Raw genomic sequence first — 11,745 nt, 5'->3', positions numbered from 1 at the left:
GTGAAGGAGGGGATGAGGAGGAGGCTGCCGGAGTACCTGGTGCCGACGGTGGTGGTGGTGCTGGAGGCGCTGCCGCTGACGGCGAATGGGAAGGTGGACCGCAGGGCGCTGCCGGCGCCGGAGGCGGTGACGTCACCGGAAGACGCCTACGAGGCTCCGAGAGAGGGACTGGAAGCGAAGCTGGCGGAGGTGTTCAGCGAAGTGCTGGGAGCGAAGCGAGTCGGGAGGAGGGACGACTTCTTCGAGCTGGGAGGGCACTCGCTGCTGGCGACGCAGGTGGTGGCGCGAGTGCGTGCACTCACCGGTATCGACCTCCCACTGCGCGCTCTCTTCGAGGCCCCCACGGTCGAACAGCTCGCGTCATGGCTCGAAGTGTCCCGTGGTGACAGCCCGGCCCGAGACTGCGTGACGTTGCAGGCCGAGGGCACGGGCTCGCCGGTGTTCTTCGTTCACGCGGTCGGCGGAGCGGTGGGACCCTATCGGCTGCTCTCACGGTGGATGGGCACGGGCCGGCCGGTCTACGCCTTCCAGTCGCCGGGGCTCGACGGATCCGAGCCCCCAATCGAACACATGGACGCGATCGTGCGGCGTTACGTGGCCGCGCTGCGAACCGTGCGTCCGGAAGGCCCGTACGTGCTCGGAGGCTGGTCCATGGGCGGTGTAGTGGCCTTCGAGATGGCTCGCGAGCTGGAGCGTCAGGGACAGCGCGTCGAACAGCTCATCCTCCTCGACAGCTTCGCGTCCACGGACGAGCTGCTCACGCAAGGACCCGACGACGCGCTGCTTCTCGCGGGGATGGCGATGGACCTCGCGCGGACCGCGGGAGTCGAGTCGACGCTCCGGCCCGAGTCTCTCGCGGGGCTCTCCGAAGATGAGCAGCTCGCTCGGGTCATCGCGCATGCACGGGAGTCCGGGTGGCTTCCCCCCGAGGTCCAGGACTCGGACCTCCGGGCCTGGCGCGACGTGACCCGCGCGAACCTCCGGGTCCTGTCCACGTTCCGTCCAGGCGCCTACGGAGGCCCCGTGTTGCTGCTGCGCGCGAAGGACGCGAAGCGGGAGCGCTCCGTGGAGCCGACCCACGGATGGTCTCGCTACGTGGCCCCGGAGCAGCTCGAGGTCGAGGACGTCCCGGGCACCCACTACACCCTGCTGCACGCTCCGCACGTCCAAGCCCTGGCCGCGCGAATCGTGAAGCACGTCTCCGGGCCCTTTCTGGGGCAGGACGACGAACGGAACGAGGGCGCCTGAGGATTCCCCGGCGCCTCGCCCCGACGTGGGCACTCGTGCGACGAGTGCCTACTGCCGCGTCGCGAGGTGCTGATCGAGCCGCGCGAGCGTCTGCTGGCCACCTTCGATGGCGTACTTCGCCGCCTGCTCGCGCGCTTCGACGGTGGGCAGCGTGTGCTGCATCGTGACGCGCGTCTTTCCCGCCTCGTCCTGGAAGGTGACGACGGCCTTGAACAGCACCTCGCCTTCCTTCGTGCCGTGATCCCACTCGAGCCGTTCGTTGGGGACGACCTTCGTGTAGACGATGTGGTTCGCGTAGTCGGTGCCATCGGGCCCGTGCATGGTGAACTTCCACGCGCCCCCCGGCCGCACGTCCTTGCTCACCGTGGTCGTGCGGAAGCCGTTCGGCCCCCACCAGTGGGAGATCATCTCCGCGTCGGTGAACGCCTGGAAGACCAGCGCGCGAGGGGCGCTGATGAGCCGCGAGAGCTCCAACTGCCGCTTCGCGAGTTCGTTGAGGTCGAGCGCTGCGTTCATGGGGTGCTCCTCGTTCCTACTTCTTCGGGGTTGGAACCTTGCGGCCGCGCGCCGGGCGCTTCTGCCCCTGGACGTCGGCCAGGTAGTCCTCGAGCCGGTCGAGGCTGGCCTCCCAGAACTCGCGATAGTCCTCGAGCCAGTCGGTCGCGTCCTTCAGCGGCTTCGGCGCCAGTCGGCAGGGGCGCCACTGGGCTTCGCGGCTCCGCGTGATCAGCCCCGCGCGCTCGAGCACCTTGAGGTGCTTCGTCACGGCGGGGAGGCTCATGTCGAAGGGTTGGGCGAGCTCCGTGACGGAGGTCTCCCCCTTCGAGAGTCGCGCGAGGATCGCGCGCCGGGTCGGGTCGGCGAGCGCGGCAAAGGTGGCGCTGAGTGGGTCGCTCGTCGGCATGGCTTGATTAACCTGTCGCTAAAATAACCAACTGGTTAAATGAAAGGCAAGCGCGAATCGCGTCGAGCGTTCGCTGTGCGGTTCAGGGCTGCTGCGTCGAAACGCGCGGGGGCGGAGGCGGCGCGAAGGCCTCCACGAGTCCCTGGGTCATCGCGGTGGCGAAGACCTCCAGCGTGCGCTCCTCGCGCCAGCGCGCGGCCTCCTCGAAGTCGAGCGCATGGTGCGTCTCCACGATGACCGAGGGCATCGTCGGCTTGCGCAGGACGAAGATCTGCCGGTGTGACGGCTCACGGGACACGAAGACGCCGGGCTGCGCGGTGTCGGTGGCGTAGAGGCCCACGTAGTCCACGCCGTCGTAGTGGAGGAACCCGCCGCGCGACAGGTTCCGCGCCAGCGCTCTCGCCAGCTCCGCGCGGCGACCCTGAAGGGGGGCGGGCGCGTCCTCGGACCAGAGAACACTGAAGCCGGGCGTCGTGTCCTGGCGGTTGCACGCCTGTCCCTCCGCGGGCGCCCACGGCTGCGACGTGCCTCGCGAGTCCGAGTGCAGGCTCACGAACACGTGCGCGCCCCAGCGCTCCGCATCGGCGAGCCGACTCGCGTACGGCACCCGCTGTCCCGGCTCACGGCTGATGCGCACCTCGAAGTGCCCCGTGGCCACCAGCCGCCGCGCCAGGTCCTGCGCCACGCGCAACGTGAAGACCTCTTCGTCCTCGCACGTGACGGAGCGGTTGCCCGTGTTCCCCTCGGCGCCGTGTCCCGCGTCCAGGTACACCCGACGTCGCGCGAAGCCCTCGGGCACGTTCGCGGGGACGCGCGTCAGCGTGGCTCCCGGCGCGGGCCACCTGGCCACGACAGGCGGCTCGACGACCGTCTCCGCCGCGCGCATCGGCGTGTGGGGAAGAGAGCCCCGTGTGCCTTCCACGGACCCACGGACGGCGCTCGGGTCGACGGGGAGCGAGCCTGGCCGCGCCGCCTGGGACAGGTGCGTCGAGGCATCAGGAGACACCTCGCTCGCGGCGCGCACGCAGGCGGTGCCCGTGAGCAGCAACACTCCCAGTCCCCACAGTCCAGCGGCGGATGTCGGCATGTCAGGTTCGACGCCTGGCGAGCGGGCGTCGTTCCGCAGTGTGGCCCGGAATGACGGGGAAGCGGAAGCCGGCCCGGGGAGCCCGCCTGCCCGGACGCCCTGTCGTCGCGCTTGCGTTTCCGTCGCGCATCGCGAAGAAGCGGGGAGCCATGTCCGTGGAGCGCCCGCAGCCCGATTCCTCCGCTGTCCCACACTTCGCCACGGAAGGAGCCCTGCGCTCCTGGCTGCGCGAGCACGGCGTCGAGCACCTGTCCCGCCTGAGCCTCACGGTGCTGTCGCCCTTCGTGGACCCCGCGCTGCTGCCTCAGTCCCGCCCCGCGATGGCCCGCCGCAGGCTGGTGGAGATGCTCAGCGAGGAGGGCCGTACGCGCTGGACGCAGGAGTCGCTGCCGTCGCCGAAGATGAAGGACCTCCTGCCCCGGCTCGCGTGGCGCTTCGTCGAGGAGGAGCGCAAGCAGGCGGAGGAGACCCGCGCCTCGCTCGCCGCGCGACTGGCGCCGCCCGAGGACCCGCGCACCCACCGTGTCCATGGCCTGTTGCTGGACCTGCGCTCCCGCGCGCCCGCCACCGTGGCCACGCGGCCCTTGCACGCGCTGCAGCTGGAGTCGCTCCAGCACGACGCCGAGCTCCCTGGCTTCCGCTTCCGCGAGACGCGCTGCTCGGAGCTGCCCTACGGCGCGCAGATGGGCTTCATCCTCCCCGAGGCCCGGCTGACCTTCACGCCCTCCGTGGTGCAGGGCGACTGCACCTGTGGCGCGCCGCCGTGTGTCCACCTGGTCTCCGCCATCGACACGGTGCTGTTGTGGCTGAACCAGCCGTGGACGGAGCGCTTCGGCGAGACGCTCGACGAGCTGGTGCGACCGGGGTGGGACCGCACGTTGAGGGCGCTGGAGCGCGCGCTCGATGAGGGCACGGGCAGCGGCGCGGCGGTGGAGGTCTCCTGGCGCGTCGACGTCATCGAGGGCTACGGCGTGGAGGTCCACCCGTACGTGCACCGGCGCAACAAGAAGGGCCAGCGCTCCACGGGGGCCAAGGTGAGCCGCCGCAAGCTGCTCCAGGAGCATGGCTCGCAGCTCTCCTCGCTCGACGCGCGCCTCGCGTCGCTGCTGCCGGATGGCGACGCACCCGCCTCGCGCGCGCTGCTGCTGGAGCTGGTGGACCATCCCCGGCTCTATCAGGAGGGGACGCAGGACCTGCTGGTCCAGGTGGATCGCGCCAAGGTGGGCATCGTCGCCTCCGAGCGGGGCGGCGCTGTCGTCGTCTCCGCGGGCGTGGACGGCGCGAGCCTGCCCGCGTCCATGGTGGACCGCGTGCGCCGCGCGAAGCCGGAGGAGGCCCTCTTCCTCTGGGACGAGGGCTCGCGCAGGCTCACCGTGCTGGACGCGGGCCCGGAGGTCCGCGCGCTCGTGTCCGTCCTCCAGCGCCACGGCAACGTCTTCCCACCCGAGAGCCACGGCGTGCTGCTGGAGAAGCTGGCGAAGCTCTCGGTGCGGCTGCCCGTGGCCATGCCTCGCGGTGTCATGGGCGAGAAGCTGCCCTCGCTCCAGCTCCCGGTGCTGCGCTTCGAGTTGGAGCCCGGCAGCGCGGTGCGCGTGGAGCTGCGCGTGCGGGCGCTCCCGGACAGCATCAGCTTCGTCCCCGGTGAGGGTCCTCGGGACGTGTACCTGCGCCGGGGCCTGGAGCCCGTGCATACGGTGCGCGACTTCGTGAAGGAGCTCGCCGTGGTCCACGCGCTCCAGGCGAGCCTGCCCCTGGCCACCGCGGAGGCTCAGGCGCTGCCGTTCAGCTTCTCGTTCCCGAACGTCCAGGGCGCGCTCGGGCTCTTGTCCGCGTGTCAGTCGCTGGAGTCGCCGCCGGAGCTGGAGTGGGGTGGCTCTCCACTTCGCCTCGTGGGCTCTCGCGGGGCGAGCGCGCTGCGAATCACGGTGGAGCGCAAGCGCGACTGGTTTGGCGTGCTCGGGGGGCTGGCGGTGCAGGGCGAGCGCGTGGAGATGGCGCGACTGTTGGACGCCGCGCGTCGCAAGGAGCGCTTCGTCCAGGTGAAGGACCAGACCTATGTCGAGGTCGAGGAGGCGCTGCGCCAGCACCTGGAGCGACTGGCGGACCACGCCCACCTGTCGCGCCACGGCCTGGAGGTGGGCCCGGCCGCGGCGGAGTCGCTGTCCGCCCTGGGCAGCGCGGGCGCGACGCTGGACGCGGACGCGACGTGGAGGGGGCTCGTCGAGCGCATCTTCGCCGCACGGGAGCTGAAGCCGAAGGTCCCCGCCACGCTGAAGACGGACCTGCGCGACTACCAGGTCGAGGGCTTCCGCTGGCTCACCCGGCTGGCCTCGTGGGGCGCGGGCGCGGTGCTCGCGGACGACATGGGGCTGGGCAAGACGGTGCAGGCGCTGGCCGTGCTGCTGGAGCGCTCGAAGCTGGGGCCCGCGCTGGTGCTCGCGCCCACCTCCGTGGCCTTCAACTGGATGGACGAGGCGAAGCGCTTCGCGCCGTCGCTGAAGATGCGGCTGTTCTCCGAGGCCGCGGACCGGGGCGGGCTGCTCGAACGTCTGGGGCCCCGCGACGTGCTCGTGCTGAGCTATGGCCTCCTGACGCGCGACATCGGCCGGCTGTCCGAGCTGCGCTTCGCCACGCTGGTCTTCGACGAGGCCCAGGCCCTGAAGAACGCGGGCACCCACCGCTTCCGCGCCGCGCGGGCGCTGCAGGCGGACTTCAAGTTCGCCCTCTCCGGCACACCCTTGGAGAACCACCTGGGCGAGCTGTGGAGCGTCTTCTCGCTCGTCTTCCCCGGGCTGCTCGGCAGCCACGACGCCTTCCGCACCCGCTTCGCGATTCCCATCGAGCGCAGGGTGGACCCCACCGCGGCGCCCGCCCTGGCCAGGGTGCTGCAACCCTTCCTCCTGCGCCGCACCAAGGCCCAGGTGGAGGCGCAGCTGCCGCCGCGCACGGACATCCGCGTGCCCGTCGTCCTCTCCACCCAGGAGTGGACCATGTACGAGGACGCGCGGCTGGCGGCCCTCTCCGCGCTGGAGTCCGCGCCGGAGGTGCTGCGCGAGCGGCAGTCACGTGAGCTGGAGCGCCGCTTCGAGGTGCTCGCCGCGCTCACCCGGCTGCGCCTGTTGGCCTCGCACCCGCGCCTCTACGACGCCGAGTCCCGCGTGGAGTCCTCCAAGCTGGAGCGCTTCATGGAGCTGGTCGAGGAGCTTCGCGCCGAGGGCCACCGCGCGCTCGTCTTCAGCCAGTTCACCTCACACCTGGCCCTGGTGCGCGAGGTGCTGGACGCGCGGGGCATCCGCTACGACTACCTGGACGGCTCCTCCACCCCCAAGGCCCGAGAGCAGGCCGTGCGCTCCTTCCAGGAGGGCAGCGCGCCCCTGTTCCTCATCTCGCTCAAGGCCGGCGGCTTCGGCCTCAACCTCACCGCCGCCAACACCGTCATCCACCTGGACCCGTGGTGGAACCCCGCCGTGGAGGATCAGGCGTCGGACCGCGCGCATCGCATCGGCCAGGAGCGCCCCGTCACCGTCTACCGGCTGGTGGCGCGAGGCACCATCGAGGAGCAGATGCTGTCGCTCCACGAGCACAAGCGCGCGCTCGTCGCGGACGTGCTCGAAGGCAAGGACGGCGCCGGGCGGCTCTCCACGAAGGAGCTGCTCGGCCTCTTGTCCCAGCGCCTCGCGGGCCCGGACGAGGAGGACGTTCCCCGGACGCGGCACTGAGGGGAGGGGAGCCCCGCAAAGACAACGGGCAGGTCCCTCAATGAGGAACCTGCCCGCGTCAAACTGCGAGTCGCTTGAAGTCCGGCCGGGTTACGCGCGGACCTCGGGCGACCCGGGCTCGGTGGACGCAGGAGGCAGCGAGGCCTCCTTGCCCGGCTCGCCACCCGGAGTCCCCGCCGACGACTTGAACGGCGACGTCTCCAGCGCGGCCTTCAGGACCTCGTCCATCTGGCTGACGAAGATGAACTCCAGCTCGTTCTTCGCCTGGTCCGGCACGTCCACCAGGTCCTTGCGGCAACGCTCGGGCAGGATGACCCGCTTGATGCCCGCGCGGTGGGCCGCCAGCACCTTCTCCTTGATGCCGCCGACCGGCAGCACCAGGCCACGCAGCGTGGCCTCGCCCGTCATCGCCGTGTCGTGCCGCACCCGGATGCCCGTGAGCAGGCTGGTGAGCGCCGTCAGGATGGTGACGCCCGCGGAAGGACCATCCTTGGGGATGGAGCCCGCCGGGAAGTGCAGGTGGATGTCCGTCTTCTCCAGGAAGTTGGAGCTGATGCCCAGCTGCTCGGACTTGCTGCGCAGGTAGCTCAGCGCCGCCGTCGCGCTCTCCTTCATCACGTCGCCGAGCTGGCCGGTGAGCGTCATGCCGCCCTTGCCCGCCATCTTCGTCGCCTCGATGAAGAGCAGATCGCCGCCGGCCGCCGTCCAGGCCAGACCCGTGGCCACGCCCGGAACCTCCGTGCGCTCCGCGACCTCCGAGTAGAACATCTCGGGCCCGAGGATCTCCTTCACGCGCTCGGCGTTGATGGTCTGCTTCTCCAGCTTCCCACCCGCGACCTCCACCGCCACCGCGCGGCAGATGTCCGCGATGCGCCGCTCCAGGTTACGCACGCCCGCCTCGCGGGTGTACGAGGTGGTCAGCGTCAGCAGCGCCTCATCGGTGATCTCGATGTGGTCCGGGTTGAGCCCGTGCTCCTTGAGCTGCTTGGGCACCAGGTGGATGCGCGCGATGCTCTGCTTCTCCTCGAAGGTGTAGCCCGACAGCTCGATGATCTCCATGCGGTCGCGGAGCGGCCCGGGGATGGGATCCAGCTGGTTCGCCGTGGCGACGAACATCACCTTCGACAGGTCGAACGGCACGTCGAGGTAGTGGTCGCTGAACGTGTTGTTCTGCTCCGGGTCCAGCACCTCGAGGAGCGCCGCGCTCGGGTCGCCACGGAAGTCGGCGCCGAGCTTGTCGATCTCGTCGAGCATCATGACCGGGTTCTTCGTGCCGGCCTTCTTCATGCTCTGGATGAAGCGGCCGGGCAGCGCGCCGACGTAGGTGCGCCGGTGGCCGCGGATCTCCGCCTCGTCACGCACGCCGCCCAGCGACAGGCGCACGAACTTGCGGCCCGTGGCCTTGGCCACGCTCTGACCCAGCGACGTCTTGCCGACGCCCGGAGGACCGACGAGGCACAGGATGGGCCCGCGCATGTCGTTCTTCAGCTTGCGGACGGCCAGGTACTCCAGGATGCGCTTCTTCACCTTCTTGATGCCGAAGTGATCCTTGTCGAGCTGCTGGCGCGCGTTCTCGATGTCGAGGTTGTCCTCGGACAGCTTCGACCACGGCAGGTCGGCGATCCAATCCAGGTAGGTGCGCGCGACGGTGTACTCGCTCGACGCCGCCGGAATCGTCTTCAGGCGGTTGAGCTCCTTGTTCGCGACCTTCTCCACCTCGGGAGGCAGGGCGGCCTTCTTCAGGCGCTCCTGGAGCTCGTCGAGCTCCTCCTCCTCCTCGCCCATCTCGCCGAGCTCTTCCTTGATCGCCTTGAGCTGCTGGCGCAGGTAGTACTCGCGCTGGGTCTTCGACATCTCGCCCTTCACGGCGGAGTCGATCTTGTTGGAGAGCTTGAGGATCTCGCGCTTGCGGTTGAGCAGCTCGAGCACGAGCTTCATCCGCGCCTTGAGGTCCACCGTCTCCAGGACGGCCTGCTTCTCCTCGATCGGCACGTCCACGTTGGCGGCGATGAGGTCGGCCAGGTGACCGGGGTGGGTGATGCTCTCCACCAGCTCCGTGGCGGCGGCCGGCAGCTCAGGCATCAGCTCGATGACCTCACGCGCCAGCTTCTTGAGGTTGATGCCCAAAGCCTCCACCTCGACGTTCTCCGCGGAGGTCTTGTCCTCCACCGCGTCGACGCGGGCCTTGAGGTAGGGGGCCTCCTGCACCAGCTCCACGACACGGAAGCGGGCGAGTCCCTGGACGACGAGCGAGTAGTTGTCCTCGCCCATCTTCAGAAGCTTCACGATACGGGCCACCGTCCCCATGGTGTAGAGGTCGGCGGCGCCCGGATCCTCTTCCTCGGCGCGGCGCTGCGTGACGACACCGATGACCTGGTCGTCGCGCACCGCGTCCTTGATCAGGGCAATGGTCTTCTGACGGCCGACGGCCAGCGGGAGCACGCCGCCGGGAAAGAAGACGCTGTTCCGCAGGGGCAGGATCGGCAGCACCTGGGGAATGTCTTCCTTGTTGATGAGCCCCGGAGGGGCCATCGCGGTGGGCATTGCGCTCGCGGCGGTGCCCTTCTTCTTCTCATCGGACATGAAGTTCGGCCTCTTCCTTCTTCAAGCCCGGCCCTCCCTGCGACCGGACCGGTGAACATCTGTCGGTTTTCTGCGGCAGATGAACCAACGTAACAACCAAAACGCCCGTGGCAAACGCCGTGTGCGATTTTCCACGCTCAAGTCGGATGCCAGACGCTGCGTCCTTGTCTCGCGTCCAGGCCGGGGGTGGGGCATGCTCGCCCCCCCAGCCTCGCTGCGACGCACCGCCTGGGTGCGCCGCCTTTCCCCCTCAGGAGGACGCCATGAAATCCAGAACCCGAGCCCCCCTGCTCCTGTTGCCGGCCCTCTGGGTGGCGTCCTGCACGTCGCCCGTCGACGAGGCCGGATCCACCCTGCCGGGCAAGTGTCAGAGCGAATCCCCGGTGGTGGCCCCGCAGAAGACGGACATCCTCTTCGTCATCGACAACTCCGGCTCCATGGCCGAGGAGCAGGCCGGAATCGCCACCGAGCTGCCCGCCTTCATCCAGGGCCTGCGGGAGGGCGGCGGCGTCACCCAGGACTTCCGCGTGGGGGTGATCACCACCTCCGTGTACCGCCGCGTCCGCACTCAGGGGCGGGAGTTCTACTCGGAGTATCCGAGGGAGTCGGGCCTCCTGCAGCAGGTGCCCACGGCGGATGGGAGCCCGTCCGAGGATCGCTTCGTCGAGAGCTCGGATCCGGACCTGCTGGAGCGCTTCCGCTTGCTGGTGAAGCAGGGGACGAGTGGAAGCGGGCAGGAGTCCCCCTTCGAGGCCGCCCGACTGGCGGTCTCCGAGCCCCTGACCACCACCTCCATCGCCGAGGGTGGGAACGGAGGCTTCCTGCGGGACGGCGCGCGGCTGCTCGTCGTGGTGGTGACGGACGAGGAGGACTGCAGCTCCACCGCGCGGCCGCCGCCGGTCATCGTCACGGACGACACGTCGGTGGACAAGTGCCACGAGGGTGCGGGGCTGCTGACGTCGGTGGACGAGTACGCGGAGGTCTTCAAGAGCCTGCGCGACTCCAAGGGCGGACGTCGGGAAGTGCTGTGGGCCACGGTGGGCCCGGTGGCGCTGAGCGACAAGCGGGCGGAGCTGATCACCGACGCGACGCCGCAGGGCACGTTCGTGCGCAACGCGGACTGCCCCACGTCCTACGGGCCGGGCTACCGGCACCGGGCGATGTCGGAGAAGTTCGACTCGGCGCTCGACAACCTGGACTCCATCTGCCGGGAGAGCTACCGCGACACGCTGCTGCGCATCGCGGAGCTGGCGGCGGTGGCGCAGAGCCTGGACGTGGTGAACCTGCCGGATCCGCGCCTGGCCCAGGTGGAGATCACCCGCGCCGGGGGTACGGTGGAGCGCTGCTCGGTGGCGGCGGGGGACCTGAGCTACGAGCCGTCCGGGGAGGACCGCCCCGCGCGGATCTACTTCGGCGGCAGCTGCCTGCGCCGCGCGGATGATCAGAAGGTCGAGGTGAAGGTCATCTGCGCCGGCTAGGTCCGCCCGAGGGGTGACGCCCAGGGGCTCGAAAACCCTGGCGTCGTCCCGGTGGATCCAAGCCATCACGTCGTGTCGCCGGGCCCGTCGCCGTGCGTCCTGTGCGGGCGCACGTCAGACCCTTGAGCATACTGAACCGTCGTGCAGGCGTGCGTTCGGTGTGTGTCGGGGCCTGGCGAGGAGGCGAGATGAGCGCGGTGGCGGAGCAGCGCAGTGGCGGCGCGGTGGTCGAGCAGCTTCGCGAGCGCATCCGCCAGCTGCAGGCGGCGCCGCGCAGCTATCTGGCGGTGCTGCGCACGGGGATGGAGGCGGTGGACGCGCTGCTCCCCTCGGGCGGCTTCCCGCTGGGGCAGGCGGTGGAGCTGTGTGGTGAGGCGGCCTCCGGCAGGACGAGCCTGGCGCTGAGCGCGGTGGCGTCCGCGCACAAGGAGGCGCGGCTGTGCGCGTGGGTGGATGGACCGCGCGAGCTGTATGCCCCGGCGGCGGCGGCGCAGGGCGTGGACCTGGAGCGACTGCTGCTCGTGCGGCCCAAGGCGCCCGAGCAGCGGGTGTGGGCGGCGGTTCAGTTGGCCCGGAGCGGAGCCTTCGCGTGTGTGGTGCTCGACCTGACGCGAGGGGTGGGCGCGACGGGGAGGCCGCCGCGGGTGGGACTGGCCGAGGCGCGGAAGCTGGCGGACGCGGCGGAGCGTGGCGGCGGGCTGCTGCTGCTGCTCACCTCGCCGGAGG

General features: G+C 70.3%; 8 protein-coding genes. 4 read left to right on the top strand and 4 right to left on the bottom strand.

What is annotated here, in order from left to right; translation table 11 throughout:
- The coding region (locus FL311_RS35320) for an alpha/beta fold hydrolase (RefSeq protein WP_141332090.1) at positions 1 to 1,248 on the top strand (1,248 nt) is incomplete at its 5' end.
- Between the two features lie 48 nt (positions 1,249 to 1,296).
- Here the strand turns inward: FL311_RS35320 and FL311_RS35315 are convergent.
- From FL311_RS35315 to FL311_RS35305, 3 genes are all read right to left on the bottom strand, one after another.
- Entirely contained in the window at positions 1,297 to 1,764 is a 468-nt protein-coding gene (locus FL311_RS35315; RefSeq protein WP_046713612.1) for an SRPBCC family protein, read from the bottom strand.
- A 16-nt stretch (positions 1,765 to 1,780) separates the two neighbouring features.
- Positions 1,781 to 2,152, bottom strand: a complete 372-nt coding sequence (locus FL311_RS35310; RefSeq protein ID WP_141332089.1) for a helix-turn-helix transcriptional regulator — start codon at positions 2,150 to 2,152, stop codon at positions 1,781 to 1,783.
- An 82-nt stretch (positions 2,153 to 2,234) separates the two neighbouring features.
- On the bottom strand, positions 2,235 to 3,239 hold the full coding sequence (locus FL311_RS35305) for an N-acetylmuramoyl-L-alanine amidase (RefSeq protein WP_141332088.1): 1,005 nt from the start codon (positions 3,237 to 3,239) through the stop codon (positions 2,235 to 2,237).
- A 149-nt stretch (positions 3,240 to 3,388) separates the two neighbouring features.
- Here FL311_RS35305 and FL311_RS35300 point away from each other — a divergent pair, with 149 nt between their 5' ends.
- Complete coding sequence (locus FL311_RS35300) at positions 3,389 to 6,958, top strand: DEAD/DEAH box helicase (RefSeq protein ID WP_141332087.1); 3,570 nt, start codon at positions 3,389 to 3,391, stop codon at positions 6,956 to 6,958.
- Between the two features lie 90 nt (positions 6,959 to 7,048).
- Here the strand turns inward: FL311_RS35300 and lon are convergent, their stop codons facing one another.
- A complete protein-coding gene (lon, locus tag FL311_RS35295) occupies positions 7,049 to 9,541 on the bottom strand; it encodes an endopeptidase La (protein WP_141332086.1) in 2,493 nt (830 codons plus the stop codon).
- Between the two features lie 263 nt (positions 9,542 to 9,804).
- On the opposite strand from lon, the gene FL311_RS35290 reads away from it, so the two are divergent.
- Together FL311_RS35290 and FL311_RS35285 are read left to right on the top strand one after the other, a co-directional pair.
- A complete protein-coding gene (locus FL311_RS35290; protein ID WP_141332085.1) occupies positions 9,805 to 11,019 on the top strand; it encodes a vWA domain-containing protein in 1,215 nt (404 codons plus the stop codon).
- Between the two features lie 188 nt (positions 11,020 to 11,207).
- Positions 11,208 to 11,745: DNA recombination/repair protein RecA (locus FL311_RS35285; RefSeq protein ID WP_141332084.1), on the top strand; the 538-nt coding region annotated here is incomplete at its 3' end.

The sequence above is a fragment of the Myxococcus sp. AB025B genome (assembly GCF_006518215.1).
GTDB lineage: Bacteria > Myxococcota > Myxococcia > Myxococcales > Myxococcaceae > Myxococcus > Myxococcus fulvus.
This window is presented reverse-complemented; position numbering and strand designations above follow the sequence as displayed.

Coding starts and splice junctions, on each gene's coding strand:
- FL311_RS35315 (WP_046713612.1), bottom strand. CDS start 1,764: ATGAACGCAGCGCTCGACCTCAACGAACTCGCGAAGCGGCAGTTGGAG.
- FL311_RS35310 (WP_141332089.1), bottom strand. CDS start 2,152: ATGCCGACGAGCGACCCACTCAGCGCCACCTTTGCCGCGCTCGCCGAC.
- FL311_RS35305 (WP_141332088.1), bottom strand. CDS start 3,239: ATGCCGACATCCGCCGCTGGACTGTGGGGACTGGGAGTGTTGCTGCTC.
- FL311_RS35300 (WP_141332087.1), top strand. CDS start 3,389: ATGTCCGTGGAGCGCCCGCAGCCCGATTCCTCCGCTGTCCCACACTTC.
- lon (WP_141332086.1), bottom strand. CDS start 9,541: ATGTCCGATGAGAAGAAGAAGGGCACCGCCGCGAGCGCAATGCCCACC.
- FL311_RS35290 (WP_141332085.1), top strand. CDS start 9,805: ATGAAATCCAGAACCCGAGCCCCCCTGCTCCTGTTGCCGGCCCTCTGG.